Origin of the sequence: Robertkochia solimangrovi (assembly GCF_007279655.1) — a bacterium.
Taxonomy (GTDB): Bacteria; Bacteroidota; Bacteroidia; order Flavobacteriales; family Flavobacteriaceae; genus Robertkochia; species Robertkochia solimangrovi.
Genome location: NZ_QKWN01000012.1, coordinates 18,293 through 34,156 on the forward strand (window position 1 = coordinate 18,293; position 15,864 = coordinate 34,156).

12 protein-coding genes are annotated in these 15,864 nt (G+C 40.9%); 4 read left to right on the forward strand and 8 right to left on the reverse strand.

Annotated elements, in window-relative coordinates; translation table 11 throughout:
* Positions 1–10: 10 nt before the first annotated feature.
* Entirely contained in the window at positions 11–604 is a 594-nt protein-coding gene (locus DMZ48_RS15570; protein ID WP_143956094.1) for a DUF3244 domain-containing protein, read from the forward strand.
* Positions 605–715: 111 nt separating this feature from the next.
* Here DMZ48_RS15570 and DMZ48_RS15575 read toward each other — a convergent pair whose 3' ends face one another.
* The 5 genes from DMZ48_RS15575 to DMZ48_RS15595 all read right to left on the reverse strand — a co-directional run bounded on the left by DMZ48_RS15575 (position 716) and on the right by DMZ48_RS15595 (position 7,823).
* Positions 716–1,066: a DoxX family protein gene (locus tag DMZ48_RS15575; RefSeq protein ID WP_143956095.1), complete on the reverse strand. Its 351-nt coding sequence runs from the start codon at positions 1,064–1,066 to the stop codon at positions 716–718.
* Positions 1,067–1,069: 3 nt separating this feature from the next.
* Entirely contained in the window at positions 1,070–2,863 is a 1,794-nt protein-coding gene (locus tag DMZ48_RS15580; RefSeq protein WP_143956096.1) for a DUF885 domain-containing protein, read from the reverse strand.
* A 5-nt stretch (positions 2,864–2,868) separates the two neighbouring features.
* Positions 2,869–3,300 (reverse strand): hypothetical protein, encoded by a 432-nt coding sequence (locus DMZ48_RS15585; RefSeq protein WP_143956097.1) that lies wholly within the window; start codon positions 3,298–3,300, stop codon positions 2,869–2,871.
* Positions 3,301–3,451: 151 nt separating this feature from the next.
* Positions 3,452–5,332: a molecular chaperone HtpG gene (gene htpG / locus DMZ48_RS15590; RefSeq protein WP_143956098.1), complete on the reverse strand. Its 1,881-nt coding sequence runs from the start codon at positions 5,330–5,332 to the stop codon at positions 3,452–3,454.
* Positions 5,333–5,384: 52 nt separating this feature from the next.
* Entirely contained in the window at positions 5,385–7,823 is a 2,439-nt protein-coding gene (locus DMZ48_RS15595; RefSeq protein WP_143956099.1) for an alpha/beta hydrolase family protein, read from the reverse strand.
* 227 nt (positions 7,824–8,050) lie between these two features.
* On the opposite strand from DMZ48_RS15595, the gene DMZ48_RS15600 reads away from it, so the two are divergent.
* Positions 8,051–9,061: a 3-oxoacyl-ACP synthase III family protein gene (locus DMZ48_RS15600; protein ID WP_143956100.1), complete on the forward strand. Its 1,011-nt coding sequence runs from the start codon at positions 8,051–8,053 to the stop codon at positions 9,059–9,061.
* 235 nt (positions 9,062–9,296) lie between these two features.
* Here DMZ48_RS15600 and pckA read toward each other — a convergent pair whose 3' ends face one another.
* The 3 genes from pckA to DMZ48_RS15615 are packed head-to-tail and all read right to left on the reverse strand — an operon-like array spanning position 9,297 to position 13,616.
* Positions 9,297–10,931, reverse strand: a complete 1,635-nt coding sequence (pckA, locus tag DMZ48_RS15605; protein WP_143956101.1) for a phosphoenolpyruvate carboxykinase (ATP) — start codon at positions 10,929–10,931, stop codon at positions 9,297–9,299.
* Positions 10,932–10,965: 34 nt separating this feature from the next.
* Positions 10,966–12,819, reverse strand: a complete 1,854-nt coding sequence (locus DMZ48_RS15610) for an SLC13 family permease (protein WP_143956102.1) — start codon at positions 12,817–12,819, stop codon at positions 10,966–10,968.
* Between the two features lie 11 nt (positions 12,820–12,830).
* Positions 12,831–13,616, reverse strand: a complete 786-nt coding sequence (locus DMZ48_RS15615) for a universal stress protein (RefSeq protein ID WP_143956103.1) — start codon at positions 13,614–13,616, stop codon at positions 12,831–12,833.
* A 199-nt stretch (positions 13,617–13,815) separates the two neighbouring features.
* Between DMZ48_RS15615 and DMZ48_RS15620 the strand changes: the two genes are divergently transcribed.
* Together DMZ48_RS15620 and DMZ48_RS15625 are read left to right on the forward strand one after the other, a co-directional pair.
* Positions 13,816–15,183 carry a hypothetical protein gene (locus tag DMZ48_RS15620; protein ID WP_143956104.1) on the forward strand — a complete coding sequence of 456 codons (1,368 nt, stop codon included), beginning with the start codon at positions 13,816–13,818 and terminating at the stop codon, positions 15,181–15,183.
* Between the two features lie 95 nt (positions 15,184–15,278).
* Complete coding sequence (locus DMZ48_RS15625) at positions 15,279–15,680, forward strand: hypothetical protein (RefSeq protein WP_143956105.1); 402 nt, start codon at positions 15,279–15,281, stop codon at positions 15,678–15,680.
* The last annotated feature ends 184 nt before the right edge of the window (positions 15,681–15,864 follow it).

A 15,864-nucleotide genomic window follows, 5' to 3' on the forward strand; every position in this document is an offset into this window, starting at 1 on the left:
TTATTGCGAGATGAAAAAGTTAATTAGTAGAATTATGTTGGTTGCGTTGTTTACGATTGCAACGGTAACCATGGCCAGAGCTAGTGAGTTTTACCTGTCGGTAAAACAGGATGATTGCAGAACTATTGACCTGATACTCCCTAAGGCAGATCAGCCTTTGAAGATTTCATTTACAGATGAAGAAGGGGAGATCTTGTATTTTGATGAGAAATCTAATTTTTCTTCTAATATCAGAAGATACGATTTTAATAGTCTTCCTAACGGTGATTATTTCTTCGTAGTTGAGTCTGAAACCAAGATTGCTAAAGTTCCATTGACTTTCGTTGAAGGTAAGACCATTATCGCTGCTGATAAGGAAGAAACTATTTACAAACCTTATTTCAGAGTTGAGAATAAAGTGATCAGCATGAATATGTTGAGCATCGATGAAACTCCTGTAGAAGTTAAGGTTTATGACAGCTCAGATATCCTATTGTACGACGAAGTACTAACCGGAAATAAAAGTTTAGGTAAGCGTTTTGATTTTACAAAAGCTTCCAGAGGTGATTACAAGATCGTTGTTAAACACGATGGTAATACCTTCTACAAAATAGTTAGTTTGTAGTCTATTTTAAGTTTAAGTAGTGTTTATTGTTTAGGGGACTTCGGTCCCCTTACATTTTTTATAGACTTTAGATATGTACATAATTAACATCAATTATAACGTTGTAGTAGATTATATGTATATATAGGCCCAGGTGATAAGAATGAACTGAATGGGTATTCTTAATATCAACAGCCATTTGGGGAAGTACTTCTCAAAATGAGGATCTCGAACCATATGAATATGTACTGGCAAGAACAGGATCAACATTATGATAATTCCATAAAGTGCTATTCGGGATGTATTCGGGAAGAAAAGAAGGATTCCTAAAAGTATTTCTGCAATACCACTTAATAAAACTAAAGTCCCCGGATATGGAAGATATCCGGGGATAATTCTTTTATAGGTTTCTGGTTTGATGAAATGAAATATTCCCGCGACGATATATAAAACAGCCATGGTATAATAAGACCAGATAAACATGCTTTATCCTGCTTTATTTTCCGCCATAATCCAGCGATTGATCTTGTCTTCCAGTAACTCCAGGGGAAGACAGCCAGACTCAAGAACTCTGTTGTGAAATTCCTTGATGTCGAATTTGTCTCCGAAGGCCTTATGTGCTTTATTCCGTAGTTCGATGATCTTTAATTGTCCGATCTTGTATGATAAGGCTTGTCCGGGCCATGACATATAGCGTTCTATCTCAGCGATCACACTGGCTTCCGATTCAGCTTCATGGCTTAATGAATATTCTATTGCCTTTTCACGACTCCAGCCTTTTGCATGTATACCTGTATCCACAACAAGTCGTATGGCACGATGCATCTCAGCGCTTAACATACCAAAATATTGATAGGGGTCTGTATAGAGTCCGAGTTCTTTCCCTAAAGATTCTGAATACAGTGCCCAGCCTTCTCCATAGGCACTATACCAAATTGTTTTTCGGAATGCCGGAAGATCGGTGTTTTCCTGTTGTAATGAAATTTGATAATGATGACCCGGGATCGCTTCGTGAAGGAAAAGATCTTCATCGGATAAGATATTATAAGCCTTAACATCCGGGATCGGAACATAGAATATACCAGGTCTGGTTCCGTCAAGTGAGCCCTGGTTGTATTCAGCACTTGCCGATTCCTCCCTGAATGCTTCAGTTCTTCTTACTTCAAAACCGGTTCTGGGCGTAAGGTCAAACAATTTCTTGAGGTTAGGTTTCATTTTGTCATAGATGGCATAGAAATGTTCTATGACTTGTTCCGGTTTGTTATATGGCATGAGGTCTTTATTGTTTCTAATTGCGTCAAAGAACTCCGGTAATGTGCCCTTAAATCCGGCTTCATCCATCACCTTCTCCATTTCACTTTCCAGTCTTGCAACTTCAGCTAACCCAATCTCATGAATTTGTTCGGCAGTCAACTCCGTAGTTGTATAGATCTTGATCTGTTGCTGATAATAAGCAGCGCCATCAGGGATATCTCCAATTCCGGATGTTGTTCTGCCGGCAGGTAAATATTCGTCTCTGAAGAATTCAGTCAGCTTTTGGTATTGCGGAATCACTCTTTTATCGATCACTTCGGAATAAACAGCCCGTAGTGAATCTTTTTGTTTATCGGTGAAAATATCCGGAAATGTCTTTACTGGGCCAAAGAACAGGTGTTCAGAAGGAGGGCCCTTAGCAAGGGCCTCCATTTGCGGGATCACTTTTTCAATCAAAGATTTGGGAAGTATATATCCATCACCAATTCCTTTGCGCATATTTACGATTGCTGTATCACACCAGACGAGATAATCTCCTAATCTGGAGAGCCATTTCTCATGGTCCTGAAGGGTGTGGAAGGGTTGTGCACTCATTCCACTGGCAAACTGTCCGATGGTTTGTGGAAGGGAGCTGAACTGATTGATCGGAACCAATCGGTTATAGGGAAATTCAAGTTGTTTTAAACCCGTCTCACATTGCCATTTCAATACATTATAACTTAGATAATCTTCTTCAGACAGTTGGTCGGTATCATATTGTGCCAGTTTACTCAGGTAATTCCTGTAAAATTGCTTTTTGCGATCAATGAATACTAATGACAGGGTATTCGGTAGCATATCATTGTATTCCGTTTTACCGGAAAAGGTTGCATCTATAGGGTCGATCTTCAGGTTGTCTTCATAATATGCCTGGAAAACATCAGTTATAGGAGGGAGGTCTGTAGCTTCTTGAGATTTCTTGTTTGATTCTTCCTTACAAGAGAAGAGTAATAAGATGCAAAGGAAAGCATAGAGGGAGTTGTTCATAATAACTATTCGGATTGGTTTTCGGTTTTCTTTTTGTTTTTACTTTTCACATACTCCAGGCGTCTGAATCGAACTGCCTCCCAGTCGTCGTTTACCGTGATATGATTGGCAAGATGATAACATTTCCTGATCAAGGGGGTCCAGTCGTAGTCGTTGGTGATATCGGTATAAAGCGTTTTAGATACTTTTCGGGGATGAGCAATCCATAGGATAGCGTCTTCGTGTAATTTATGTAACACTGTAAGTAACTGATTTTCCAGTTCCTCTATGGTCGTGACAAAGATCAGTACAAACTCTACCTTTCCGGCTTTGATACTGGAATAAAGAATCTCCATATCGGAAAGCGCAGCGAGTTCCTTTCCAAATCCTTCCGGTTCATTCAGAATAAGAATCTGATTCTGATTTTCAAGTTTGAGTTTTTGTAACAGCGTCTTCATTTCCTAAAGTTATGAAAAATTGCACCTATCAACAAGAAGAGAATTGCTTAAGATGTCTGTGTGCCAAATCAGTAACAGGGAGATAAGAAGCCGTATGGAATAAAAAAAAGCCGGCTTTTGCCGGCTTTTAATTTAAGATGTAAAAATCTTATTATTTGATCATATTGTAACTTCTCTTGATGAAGTTCGTAAGTTCTTCACCTTTTAGGAGTCCTTGTGATAATCTGGCAAGGTCAACAGACTGATTGATCAGTCTCTCCTGTTTAGCCTTAGTCTTCGTATTCAGAATCTGTCCGATCAGTTCATGGTTTGTATTAACCACAAGGTTATACATTTCAGGCATATTCCCCATCCCGAACATTCCTCCACCGGTAGCGCTCATCTCTTTCATACGGCGCATAAATTCAGGTTGCGTAATCACAAATGGAGATGCATTGCTGTCAAGAGATTCAAGTTGTACACTGAATTTTTCCTTGGGAACTGCATTTTCCAGAACTCCTTTCAGAGTTTCTTTTTCCTCTTCTGAAAGCTTGGAGATTTTTTCTTCATCCTTTTTAATCAGGTTATCCAGAGAATCCGAATCAACTCGGGCAAACGAAATGTTCTCTTTTGAAGTTTCAAGTTTCTGCATCAGATGGGATACGATGGGAGAATCCAGAATTAGTACCTGGTATCCTCTATCTTTAGCTTCCGTGATGTAACTGTGTTGAGCATCCTGGTTCGAAGCATAAAGTAGTATGGTCTTACCGTCCTTATCGGTCTGATTCTCTTTAACCTTTTCAATAAGTTCTTCAAAAGTGAAGTATTCGTCATCTACGGTAGGGTATAATGCGAATTTATCAGCTTTTTCATAGAACTTATCTTCTGAAAGCATACCGTATTCGATAACCACTTTGATATCATTCCATTTTTTCTCGAAATCCTCACGGTTCTCATTGAAGAGCGATTTTAATTTATCAGCTACTTTTCGGGTGATATAGCTGGAGATCTTTTTTACGTTTCCATCAGCCTGAAGATAGGATCTGGATACGTTCAATGGTATGTCCGGCGAATCGATAACTCCGCGTAACATCGTGAGGAATTCAGGTACGATACCTTCTACATTGTCAGTGACGAATACCTGGTTCTGAAAGAGTTGAATTTTATCTTTTTGAAGATTGATCTCATTGCTCAACTTTGGGAAATAAAGAATCCCGGTCAGGTTGAACGGATAATCCACGTTCAGGTGGATATGAAAGAGAGGCTCTTCAAATTGCATCGGATAGAGCTCCCGATAAAAATTTAAATAATCTTCATCCTTGAGGTCTGCGGGTTGTTTTGTCCATGCAGGCTCCGGATTGTTGATGATATTGTCTACAGTAATCTGCTTATCGGTAGCATCATCACCTTCCCCTTCCTTGATAGTTTCTTCTCTGGTTCCGAATTTGATCGGTACCGGCATGAATTTATTATACTTTATTAATAGTTCACTGATTCTGTTTTCTTCAAGGAATTCTTCTGAATCTTTATTGATGTGAAGGATTATTTCCGTTCCTCGTTCCGATTTATCGGATTCATCAAGGGTGTAATTTGGCGATCCGTCACAAGTCCAGTGTGCTGCAGGCTCATCTTTATAAGATTTTGTGATGATCTCTACTTTATCAGCAACCATGAAGGCGGAATAGAACCCTAGTCCGAAGTGACCGATGATCCCACTGTCTTTTGCTGAGTCTTTATACTTTTCTAAGAATTCTTCGGCGCCGGAAAAGGCGATTTCATTGATATATTTCTGAACTTCTTCTGCGGTCATTCCCAGTCCCTGATCTATGATATGGAGTTTCTTACCTTCCTTATCGATCTTAACTTCGATCACAGGATTTCCATATTCCACGCCCTTCGCTTCACCTATATTGGTCAGGTGCTTCAGCTTTAAAGTGGCGTCAGTTGCATTTGAAATAAGTTCTCGCAGGAAAATTTCATGGTCGCTGTACAAGAACTTCTTGATCAGCGGAAAAATATTCTCTACAGATACATTAATATTTCCGGTAGTCATATGTATTTAATTTTGATTATGAACACTGCACCGATTTCAAAAAAAGTACCACTTATTTCGTTTCTGACAACATGTCAGCGCCTTTGTTCTTTACATATTTCTCCAGCCACTGGTCCTGCTCCCACAGCATGTGCATAATACTTTCCTTGGCATTGTAACCATGACTTTCTTTTGGAAGCATAACCAGGCGTACAACGGCTCCAAGTCCTTTTAAAGCATTGAAATATCGTTCACTTTGCATCGGATAGGTCCCTGAATTATTATCGGCTTGTCCGTGAATAAGTAATAGTGGTGTCTTCATCTTTTCGGCATGCATAAAAGGTGACATTGTGTAATAAACCTCCGGAGCTTCCCAGTAATTGCGTTCCTCACTCTGAAATCCAAAAGGAGTAAGTGTTCTGTTGTAGGCACCACTTCTTGCGATTCCTGCTGCAAAAAGATTGGAATGTGACAACAGGTTAGCAACCATGAAGGCTCCGTAACTGTGACCTCCCACCGCTACACGTTCTCTGTCGATATATCCCAGTTCATCAACGGCATCTATCGCTGCTTTGGCATTTGCCACCAGTTGTTCTCTAAATGTATCATTGGGCTCTTTATCGCCTTCTCCTATGATCGGGAATGCAGCATCGTCAAGTACCACATACCCACGGGTAACCCAGTACACGGGGGATGCCCAGTATGGATAGGTGAATTCATTCGGATTCTGTGTGTTTTGAGATGCGCTGTTCTTGTCCTTATATTCACGTGGATAAGCCCACATAAGCATTGGCATTTTTTCTTTTTTATCCATATCATAGCCGACAGGAAGATATAGGGTAGCCGATAATTCCAGGCCGTCAGCTCTTTTATAGGTGATCACTTCCTTATGTACACTTTGAAGACTTTTATAGGGGTTATCGAAGCTTGTTAGCTGAATCGGACTCCTTCTTCTTTTGATCGCTTTATAATAGTAGTTCGGGTATTCTGTTTGCGATTGAACCCTGACAAGCAACCTGTCTTCTTCCGGATCGTAGTCTAAAAGATCCTCTTTTTTGTTTTCGAGTTTTGAGGTGTATAAGCGGGCTTTATCAAAAGATTTCAGATTGATTTTATCGACAAATGGAAATTGTCCGTTTTCGGAAAACCCATCGCCCAGTAAATAGGCATTCTTATTTTTGTCAAGGGCCAGTACATAGCTTCCCAACTCATTTCTTTTGGATACGAAACTACCGGGATTGCTATATTGATCCTGATAATTCCTGTCAAAAAGTACTACGGGTTCCCGGGTGTTGTCTGATGGATCAAAAACATAGGTTTTGGTATTTCGTGTATTCCACCATCGGTCATAAGCGATCGCGATATCATCATCACCCCATTCAATTCCTGCGTATCGGTTTTTGGTTTTTAACAGCTCCCGGGGAGTGCCGGTAAAAGGGGCCTCAATTTCATAGATGACATCTCTGAAAGGAACCTCTACTTCCGGATCGCCCTGATCTAAAGCTTCTGCGTAATACAGGGTTGAAGGTTTGTCACTTCTCCATCGGATACTTCGCATTCCGGTCTGCACAGCCATAAATCCTTGCGGTAATTCTTCGATGAGTCCTTCTTCAAGGATCACCTTTATCACATTTCCATCCTTATCGTAAACTGTGGTCGTGGAAGGGAAGCGGCTATAAGGAACAAGGTAGGAAAAAGGTTTTCCTATGGTAGTGATCATGACATAGTTTCCATCCGGGGAGAAACTGATTCCCTGATACATTTCGGTCTCTTTCCATTTCTCAGTCTTTCCGTCTAACGAGATCTTCATCAGATCTGCTTTGGCAAGTTGTTCGAAATTGAACTCATCATTCGGATTTTTCAAAAGGTCCTGATAGGTTCTGTTTTGTGCCTTCTTCCCGTCGTTGGTGGAGATCGTCGGCCCGTCTGGAATGGCTTCGTCAGTATTGATCAGTGGTTTGCGATCGGAAGGTAATGTTTTTACCAGGATCGATTGACTATCCTTAAACCAATTGATTACATCATACAGGTTGGCGTTAAGGATGGGTTCAGAAAGTTTACTCATTTGGCCTTTCTGTAAATCCAGTACCCAAAGTTCCACACCCGCTTCCGTTGTATTTGTCAAAGCCATTTTTTCCTGATCCGGCGAAAGGGAAAAATTGGCAAGTCTCGGATTGTTGGGAATTCCCTTGATTTCTATAGCTTCCTTGTCTTTAGGAGATTTAATCATAAGGTTGTTTACATACGATACACGGCTACCGATATTGGTTTTTGGATTTATCCTTAATCCACCAAGTCGAAGTTCTTCTTCAGAAAGTTCAGCTATGGATTTATGTGGATCCCGATACATAAGGATCATATACTTTCCGTTTTCAGTGATGTTCACCATCGGGGCTGCTGGAGCTTCAAATAAATCGAGGATCTCACTTGGAGGCTTCTGATAGTTGAGTTTTTCCTGTCCGAATGCTGATAATGCAACAAACAGAAGGAGCAGGCAGGAAATTTTTTTCATGAAATGATGATTTAAAATTAATTTTTTGGAAACCATCCTGAGATGGTCGTTTTTTTGGCAGCTACAATTTACTAATAATTTTAAAGCTGCAATTCTGGTTTTAGAGTGCTTTCAGAGTAGTTCTAATTAACGTTACATTCTCTAATAATTCCTTAAATTGCGCGACCAAAATTTACTTTTTTCGTAGATTTAATAGAGTATATTGTAAATAAGATAATTAAAAGCGTATGTATAATTCAAGAATTACCGGATTAGGATATTATGTTCCGGATAATGTGGTAACCAATGACGATCTTTCCAAAATCATGGAGACCAATGACGCATGGATTCAGGAACGTACAGGTATTCGTGAAAGACGCCATGTGATTCCTGGTGGGGAAGATACCACTACCACCATGGGAGTGAAGGCTGCTGAAATCGCCATTGAAAGATCCGGCTTGACCAAGGAGGAGATCGACTTTGTGGTCTTCGCCACACTTAGTCCGGATTATTATTTTCCGGGCCCCGGAGTATTGGTACAAAAGGAGCTTGGTTTACGAACGGTAGGTGCACTTGATGTTCGTAATCAATGTTCCGGTTTTATATATGCGCTGTCTGTCGCTGATCAGTTTATCAAGACTGGGATGTATAAAAATGTACTCGTTATCGGTTCTGAACTGCATTCAAAGGGACTCGATATGACCACTCGTGGAAGAGGGGTGTCTGTAATCTTTGGTGATGGGGCAGGAGCTGCCGTGTTGAGCAGGGAAACCGATCCTGAAAGAGGGATTCTTTCAACGCATTTGCATTCCGAAGGTGAGCATGCTGAAGAACTTGCCCTGATTGCGCCGGGAATGGGGAAACGATGGGTGACCGACATTCTGGAAGATAAAGACGGTGAGGACCTTTCTTACTATCCATATATGAACGGACAATTCGTCTTTAAGAATGCTGTGGTGAGATTCAGTGAGGTAATTATGGAAGGACTAAAGAAGAACGATCTCACACCACAGGATATCGATATGCTCATCCCGCATCAGGCCAATCTGAGGATCTCTCAGTTCATTCAGCAAAAATTCGGACTTAGCGATGATCAGGTCTATAACAATATCATGCGTTATGGTAATACCACCGCTGCATCTGTCCCTATAGCATTAACAGAAGCCTGGGAGGAAGGAAAGATAAAAGAGGGAGATACGGTAGTCCTTGCTGCTTTTGGAAGTGGATTTACCTGGGGAAGTGCTATTATTAAATGGTAGTTTACCGTTAATGGTGATTAAAATATTTGGTCTGCTGGCGCACGAAGAAGCTTGAGTGACCTGTGGTGAAAGCGACAGAAGTCATCTTCGCAGGCTCAGTTTGCTTAGTAAGATCTATTTCTGATTGATATTAATTAATAGTATTTCTTTTTCCATTGATATAAAATCAAAAAGGCTGTTTCAAAAATCCGAAACAGCCTTTTCTAGATCAGTTAAGATCAACAAGCATCAGCTCTTATAAATGTTCTGCCAATGAGTGATGGGTATCGATCAGCGGTCCTCCGTTGATGATCTCGTCAGAAGCCTGATTGGCAAATTTTTCGAAGTTGATGTGGAAGGAATGCGCCAACTGAATTGATTTACTGATGTACGCACCTTTTTGCAGCCAGGTATTGATTGGATCCAGCATTTCTGTTGGTACTCCAGGGCAATATTCCGGCATATGCAATCCGAAGATCGGATGAGCCTTATAGGTTACTTTCTCCATTTCACCATTTAAGATCGCTGTGATCATGGCACGGGTATATTTCAATTTTATTCTGGAACCCACACCATAAGGTCCGCCACTCCATCCGGTATTCACCAGCCATACATTAACACCTGCATCCTGCATTTTCTGACTGAGCATTTCAGCATATACAGCTGGGTGTAGTGGCATGAAAGGTTCTCCGAAACATGCAGAGAATGATGGTACCGGTTCGGTGATTCCTGCTTCAGTTCCTGCTACCTTCGCGGTATATCCGGAAATAAAATGGTATGCGGCCTGTCCTGGAGTCAGTTTTGACAATGGAGGCAGCACACCGAACGCGTCACAGGTCAGGAAGAAGATATTCTTAGGGTTTGCCGCATAAGAGGGTCTTTGGATATTATCGATATGCTCAATTGGATAGCTCACACGGGTATTTTGAGTAATGCTGCTATCAAAGTAATCTACTTCTCTGGTTCCTGATTTGAAAACTATATTTTCCAGTAATGCACCTGGTCTGATAGCACGGTAGATATCCGGTTCTTTTTCCTCTGATAGATCGATCACTTTTGCATAACAGCCACCCTCGAAATTGAAGATTACATTATCAGCGGTCCACCCATGTTCGTCATCGCCGATCAGTTTTCTGGCCGGGTCGGCAGAGAGTGTGGTCTTACCGGTTCCTGATAAACCGAAGAAAATAGCAGTGTCACCATCTTCCCCGACGTTTGCTGAACAGTGCATTGGCAATACTTCCTTCTCTACAGGAAGGATAAGGTTTAATGCGGAAAAAATACCCTTCTTCATTTCGCCTGTATAGGCAGACCCTCCGACCAGAGCTATTTTTTTTGTAAAGTTCAGTATAGAGAAATTACCGCTTAACAATCCTACTTCTTCAGGATTCGGTGCGCTGTATCCGGGAACACAAAGTACCAGCCATTCTTCCTGAAAGTTTTCAAGTTCTTCATTATTTGCGAATCTCAGGAACATGTTCTTAACAAAGTAATTTGACCATGGGTATTCGGTGATCGTACGAACGTTCATCTGATATTCAGGGTAAGCACATACATATGCATCACGAACATAGGCATCTTTGCCAGCCATATATTCGATCATTCCATTGTAAAGTTTGTCGAAATTTTCGGGAGAGATTGGTTTATTGATGCGCCCCCACCAAACTTTATCTTTGGTATATTCGTCTTTTACAAGGAATCGGTCTTTTGGAGATCGTCCTGTAAATTTCCCGGTGTTTACCACCAGGGTTCCATTTTCGGTTTCCGTTCCCTGTCCTGAAGAAACAGTGATTTTCTGTAATTCTTCGGCTGGCAGGTTATAATGAACGTTAACATCCTTTAAGCCATATTTGCTTAGATCTACACTTTTTAATTCCATAGTTGCACTCATGACAATAATTTTATAGATGAATCATTTTATTTTTCTATTCACTGATCTCAAAGGGCCAGAAAAATGGTATCAGGACCAAAGACATCAAAAAGGTCAATATCAGTAATGGTGTACCTGTTTTCAGGTAATCCATGAATTTATAGCCACCTGCGCTCATGACCATTGCGTTGGTGGTGGTTCCCATAGGTGTCATATAGGCGGTTGAAGCACTGACTGCTACCGTCATCATAAAGGGTCTTGGAGAAACTCCTATTCCCAGGGCAGCCATATAGGCGATCGGAGCCATTAATACAGCTGTTGCCGTGTTATTGATAGTCTGACTCAACAGAGTGGTCAGGATGAAAATTCCTCCCATCAACATCACCGGTTGAGATTCTCCCAGTGTTTCGATCAACGAATCAGAGATCATTTGAGCCGCTCCCGTTTTTTGGAGGGCAACGCCCATGGGGATCATCGCTGCGATCATGATCACACTGGTCCAGCTTATGTTCTTATAAGCTTTCTCAATCGGCACACAACCGGTGAACATCATGATACCTGCACATAGCAAAACTGCTATGGATCCCGGCATCACGTTCAGCGATAATAACAGGATCATCAGAATCATTATCCCGAGTGAGATATAGCTCTTATAATCCAGTGTATCTACATTTTTAACCATCGCCTCAGGACTACCACAGATCACCAGATTTTCATAGATCGATTTAAGTCGGTCTATCTTTTCCCAGCTCCCTCTGATGATAAAGGAGTCACCGGCCTTTATCGAAATATTTACATCATTTATCGGTTCTCCGCCACGACTAACTCCGAGCAGTTGAATTCCCTGCTGACTCAGGTAGAGTCCTAATGGGATGGTTCTGCCAACGAAGTATGATTTTGGAGTGACGATCACTTCTACCATTCCAACCTCTGAATTGATGAATTCCCGCTTAAGTTCCTCTTCGTGCAGTTCGTCAGGTATTAAGCCTAGTTTGAATTCCTGCATGAACCTATCGATGTCGGAAGGTTGTCCTTTGACTGTGATGATATCATGATACCTCATTTCAGTCTTCCCATTCGGGAATTCTACAAAAGCCGATTTTGCTTTTATTTTATTAAAGTGTCTTCGACGTAAACGGATGACGGTTACGTTGAATTTCGACTCCATTTCCCAATCCTTGATCTGTGTGTCGATCAATGGAGACATCGAACGGATACGTAAACGGTAAACGTTGTCACCGATACTGAAATCTTCGATCCATTTTGAAAGTTCTGCATCAAGATTTATCGGCTTATTACTTGTTTTGATGTTCGGTAAAAGTTTATGACCGAAGAACCGGAAATATGCGATGGCAAGAATCAACATCGGAATACCGATAAGTCCGAATTCAAAGAACGAGAAACCCTCCATATGATTTTCCATCAGGTGATCGCTTACAATGATATTCGTCGGAGTACCTGTGAGGGTTAATAATCCACCTGCATTTGATCCGTAAGCTACGGGAAGCAGGATCTTCGAGGGCAGTGTTCCTGCTGTCCAGGCTGCCGATATAGATACTGGCATCAGTGTGGCTACTGTTCCCGTATTACTGACAAATCCTGAAAGTACTCCTGATCCAAGTGTTACGATCACCAGTAATTTAGGAACGCTCTTGCCGGCGAGTTCAACGAATTTCCTCCCGGCAAGTGCGGTCCATCCTGTTCTTGACAAACCCTCTCCGATAATGAATAACGCAGCCACCATAATAACCGTAGGATTGCTGAACCCGCTCAGGGTTTCCGGAACATCCAGTATTCCTGTCAGATACAGGGATAACATGGAAATCAATGCTACTACGTCCGGTGGGTATTTCCCCCAAATAAACAATGCGATAGTCACAACCAGAATGAGACACAGAGTCAAGATCATAATTCAGGATTTTAAAAATCTATAGCTAGTAACGGTACTTCAGTGGTCTGACTTAACTCACGGGTCAATTTACCTTCTGAGTGTACAGGACCTTCGGCATGATTTCGGGGCAGCATTGCTATCAGATCAACTTTGTTCTTATCTACATAGTTGAATATTCCATGAAGGATATCCGGATCCTCTATGAACGAATGATGTGAATAGAAGTTTTCCAGATAGTATTCAATATTATTTTCATTTTTTTCGTCTGTAGGAGTATATCCATAGTTGCCTTCGTCATTTTTAACGGTGATTACATCCACATGAGCATTAAAACGGCGTGCTACATCCAGTAACACTCCCAGTAATTTATAATTGTGGATCTCATCCTTTCCGATCACCAGGGAAATTCTTTCTAAATGGAATTCATGATAACCCTTGGGTATTACCAATACCGGGCATTTGGCTGCCAGTACGAATTCAGAGGTCTTTGTTTGAAGAAAACAATGATCCTTTAACGGGCAGGTGCCCATGATCACCAGGTCAACCGAAGTGGTACGCTGAATTTCCAGAAGTGATTCATTGATTCTCCCCTTAGTAATGACAGGAATAATCTCATTTCGGATTTTTCTGGAATACGTTTGTATGATTTTCTTCAATTCAGGAAGTTTCTCCTGATTCGCTGCGCCATCTTCAACATGTGCCAAAATGATCTTAACCTGCGGGTCATTTTCCAGGAATCTTATCGCATAGTTTAGTGCATTACTGGCAACATCTGAAAAATCAAAAGGTACTAAAACTGTTGATATTGCTTTCATGATACTTGATTTATATAACAAATTTACCTCCCTAATATTTGATAGGAAATGACCTTTGTCATGTTTTTTGTGTAAAATCTACGCTAACTTTGATTTTTATAGCTATAAAGCTGTTTAACAGGAGTTTATGAACGTGAAAAATAATAAAAATTACGTCATGGCCACTAACTTTTATAAAGAAGATCACCAAATCTTAACAATGAACACTTCGAAAACGTTTTCATTGAATCCATCGATTTTTAAACTGGTTTTTCTGATGTCATTTTTAATGATCGCTCCAATCCTCGTAGCTCAGGAAAAGAGTTCTGAGAAATCTGAGATCCCTTTGTCCTGGCATCTGACCAATAATCCCGAAATAGGATTCAAGATCAATGGTGCCATTCAATTCTGGTCAAGGTATACACAATGGAACCCTGATAGTATGGATGATAAAGGACATCTAAGATCTTCAGCGTATGATGTGTCAGTTCGTAGATTCAGGTTTAACGGAACTTTGAATGTCACTGAAAATTTTAAGTTCTACGCTCAGGTAGGAGAGAATAATTTTAATCAGTCAGGACAAGATATTCCTATTCCGAAAATTTTGGATCTCTATGCTGAAGCTAAGATCACTCCGTTTATGAAATTCGGATTCGGTAAATCAACATGGGACGGATTATCCCGTTATACCGCCCCTTCAACCTTAAGTATGCTTACTGCAGACTTACCGATCATCGCTCAACCAACCCTAAACATTACGGATGATGTGACCAGAAATTTCGGTATGTTCATACACGGGGATATCGGGAAGGCTAATTACAGGTTCGCATTTATAGATCCCTATGATTATGGTATTTCCGGGGCCACCCCAAAACAACCGGGTGAGAATAGAGCGGAGTTTACACAGGGTGAGTTGAATCCCCAGTTTACTGCCTATTTGAAATACGACCTGCTTGAAAAGGAAAATAACAATAGTCCTAACTTTGTAGGAACGTATCTCGGAAAACATAGGTATTTGTCGTTGGGGGCAGGAATGAAATATCAAAATAACGCTATGCAGTATCTGCAAGAGGGAGACCTCAGAGAAACAGATCTGAAGCTATGGGCTGCCGATATTTTTTGGGAGCAACCTGTAGATGTTGGGATCGGTCAGGCACTAACAGCCTATAGTGCTTGGTATCACTATGATATGGGTCCTAATTACCTTCGGATGGTGGGTGTAAATAATCCGGCATTCGGTATTGACTCCGGTTCTTCACAGATCAATGGGAAGGGTAATGCCTTTCCTATGATAGGAACCGGAAATGCCTATCATCTTCAACTTGGATTAATGCTTGGTTCCGCTTATTATGACTCTTTTTTTGATAATTTTCAGTTATATGCAAGTGGGCAATGGAGTAATTTTGAGGCCCTGGGTGAAACGGTTGACAGTTATAATGCAGGGATCAATTGGTATCTGAACGGTCAACGATCTAAGATCACAATCGATGTCCAGAATCGTCCGGTCTTTTCAGGGGTCGGTAGCAGTGCAGTACAGTCTGAAAGAAAATGGATGGTGGTACTGCAATATCAATTCAAATTGAATTAGAGCCTGCTGGTCTTCAGTAATTTTTCTGATCATCATATTCGTACGCAACCAAACCTGCATTTATTCATCTATCTGATAAACCAAAAGTTTGCCAAATGATAAAAATTTTCAAATACCCCCTGATGATATTTGCTATGATACTATGGTCCTGTACCGACAAGGATGATAATATTGATGATAATCTGGCATCGCTATGGGAATTAAATGAAGTATTGTCGGATCCTGGAGATGGGAGCGGAACATTTCATGAAGTGGATAGTGATAAGTACCTGAAATTCTTTGAAGATGGAACACTTCAATCCAATTATTCGCTTTGTGAGTTATACGAAATGGAAGCCGGAATTTTTACTACGACCTATGATGCCGATGCTTCTGTGATTAATTTGCCGGGTGATGAATGTGGAAATTTTTTACAATATGAAATCAAAGAAGGCGAACTTTATCTTTACTATCCGTGTTTTGAGGCATGTGCTGAAAAGTATGAACGGGTACGGTAAGCTTTTGAAGTGATGATTCTGCCTTCCGGTGAGGCAGGCTTTATCAATGCTATTTAAGTTGATTTAGAGATTTTAATGAGCGCTGGATGTGATTTTAGCGAGATAGCTTTCTAAAGCCTGCTCAATTTTAACTCGATTAATTTTGATATAAAAAAGAAGAAACCCGGAGCTATGCCCCGGGTTT

Coding starts and splice junctions, on each gene's coding strand:
- DMZ48_RS15585 (WP_143956097.1), bottom strand. CDS start 3,300: ATGAAGACGCTGTTACAAAAACTCAAACTTGAAAATCAGAATCAGATT.
- DMZ48_RS15600 (WP_143956100.1), top strand. CDS start 8,051: ATGTATAATTCAAGAATTACCGGATTAGGATATTATGTTCCGGATAAT.
- DMZ48_RS15620 (WP_143956104.1), top strand. CDS start 13,816: ATGAACACTTCGAAAACGTTTTCATTGAATCCATCGATTTTTAAACTG.
- htpG (WP_143956098.1), bottom strand. CDS start 5,332: ATGACTACCGGAAATATTAATGTATCTGTAGAGAATATTTTTCCGCTG.
- DMZ48_RS15615 (WP_143956103.1), bottom strand. CDS start 13,616: ATGAAAGCAATATCAACAGTTTTAGTACCTTTTGATTTTTCAGATGTT.
- pckA (WP_143956101.1), bottom strand. CDS start 10,931: ATGAGTGCAACTATGGAATTAAAAAGTGTAGATCTAAGCAAATATGGC.
- DMZ48_RS15610 (WP_143956102.1), bottom strand. CDS start 12,819: ATGATCTTGACTCTGTGTCTCATTCTGGTTGTGACTATCGCATTGTTT.
- DMZ48_RS15625 (WP_143956105.1), top strand. CDS start 15,279: ATGATAAAAATTTTCAAATACCCCCTGATGATATTTGCTATGATACTA.
- DMZ48_RS15580 (WP_143956096.1), bottom strand. CDS start 2,863: ATGAACAACTCCCTCTATGCTTTCCTTTGCATCTTATTACTCTTCTCT.
- DMZ48_RS15595 (WP_143956099.1), bottom strand. CDS start 7,823: ATGAAAAAAATTTCCTGCCTGCTCCTTCTGTTTGTTGCATTATCAGCA.
- DMZ48_RS15570 (WP_143956094.1), top strand. CDS start 11: ATGAAAAAGTTAATTAGTAGAATTATGTTGGTTGCGTTGTTTACGATT.
- DMZ48_RS15575 (WP_143956095.1), bottom strand. CDS start 1,066: ATGTTTATCTGGTCTTATTATACCATGGCTGTTTTATATATCGTCGCG.